Source organism: Herbaspirillum sp. B65 (assembly GCF_000333555.1).
GTDB classification, from domain to species: domain Bacteria; phylum Pseudomonadota; class Gammaproteobacteria; order Burkholderiales; family Burkholderiaceae_D; genus Herbaspirillum; species Herbaspirillum rubrisubalbicans.
This window is the reverse complement of sequence record NZ_BADI01000464.1, coordinates 1-1,621: the sequence shown is the minus strand read 5'-3', so window position 1 is coordinate 1,621 and position 1,621 is coordinate 1. Positions and strand designations below refer to the sequence as shown.

The 1,621-nt window shown below is 63.2% G+C and carries 1 protein-coding gene; it reads right to left on the bottom strand.

Going from position 1 to position 1,621, the window contains the following annotated elements; translation table 11 throughout:
- Positions 1 to 146: 146 nt before the first annotated feature.
- A complete protein-coding gene (locus tag I5W_RS11165; RefSeq protein ID WP_044529273.1) occupies positions 147 to 1,502 on the bottom strand; it encodes an ABC transporter substrate-binding protein in 1,356 nt (451 codons plus the stop codon).
- Positions 1,503 to 1,621: the final 119 nt, after the last annotated feature.

Genomic DNA, 1,621 nt, shown 5'->3' with positions numbered 1-1,621 from the left:
CGACACCTGGGTGGAGTGGATCGTGGACATGACGGCCTCGGCGTATCGATCCGGCCGCCGCCCCATCCGTGATCAGGCAGCGGCAGCCGGGAGGCGATGCGAGCAAGGCTGCCCTTGCCCGTCATCGCCATGGCAGGAGCAAGGACTTACTTGATGTAGCGACCCTGGCGCATCATGCGCACGGCCTGGGCCTGGGCAGCATCCAGAGCTGCATCGGCACTGGTCTTGCCCGCCAATGCACCGGCGATGGCCTGGCCGGTGACCGTGCCTATCGACTGGAACTCGGGGATGGTGGCGAACTGCACGCCGGTATAGGGCACCGGTTTCAAGGTCGGCTTGTTGGCGTCGGCAGTCTGGATTGCGTCGAGCACGAAGTCCGAGAAGGGCGAGACCTTCTTGTACTCGGCCGAGGCATAGGTGGAATTGCGCGTACCCGGCGGCACCAGTGCCCAGCCGGCATCCTTGGCGACCAGGTTGATGTAGTCCTTGGAGGTGGCCCAGGCCGCGAACTTCTTGGCGGCATCCTGCGACTTGGACGACTTGGGCACGGCCAGCGACCAGATCCACAACCAGTGCGAACCCTTGTCGGTCACCTGCATCGGCGCCGGCGCGAAGGCGGTCTTGCCGGCCACCTTGGAATCCTTGCCGTGATAGAGCATCCCGGCCGCCACCGTGGCATCGACCCACATGCCGCACTTGCCGCTGGAGAACAGCACCAGGTTTTCATTGAAGCCATTGGAGCTGGCGCCCGGCGGACCATACTTGCGCATCAGGTCGACATAGAAGCCGACCGCCTTCTTCCACTCCGGCGAGGACAGTTGCGGCTGCCACTGTTCATCGAACCAGCGACCACCCCAGGCATTGGCCATGGTGGTGAGAATGGCCATGTTCTCGCCCCAGCCGGCACGCCCACGCAGGCAGATGCCATAGACCCCCTTGGCCGGATCATGCAGTTGCGCAGCCAGCTTGGCGATGTCGTCCCAGGTCGGACGCTGCGGCATGGTCAGCTTCTTTTGCTCGAACAAGTCCTTGCGGTAGTACGTCATCGAACTCTCGGCATAGAACGGCAGCGCATAGAGCTTGCCATCCACCGACAGCCCCTCGCGCACCGGCTTGATCAGATCGGCTTCATCGTAATCCGCCGGCAAGCCGGTCATCGGCGCCAGCCAGCCCTTCTTGGCCCAGATCGGCGCTTCATATGCACCGATGGTCATCAGGTCGAACTGGCCACTGTTGGTGGCGATATCGGTGGTCAGGCGCTGGCGCAGCACGCTCTCTTCCATGGTGACCCAGCGCAGCTTGATGTCGGGATTGGCCTTCTCGAACGCCGGTGCCAGCTTCTGCAGTTCGATCATGTCGGGATTGTTGATGGAAGCGATGTTCAGCGTCACCGGCTCGGCGTGCGCCAGGCCCGCAGCGAACAGGGTCGAGATGGCCGCAGCGGCCAGGGTGAAGCGAACGCAGGTAAAGCCGGACGCACGGCGGCGCGCGAGTTTGGACATGCTGGTCTCCGAATGTTATGTGCCCTCCTGCACATTCTTCCTGGGTGGCCACGGCAGCGGACGCCGGTGCAACACATGCAGGGGAAGGCGGTTGTCTTGAACGACGTTGAGCAAATATA

What these genes read in the sequence shown, in the direction of transcription:
- I5W_RS11165 (WP_044529273.1), bottom strand. Translation starts at nt 1,502, where the DNA reads ATGTCCAAACTCGCGCGCCGCCGTGCGTCCGGCTTTACCTGCGTTCGC.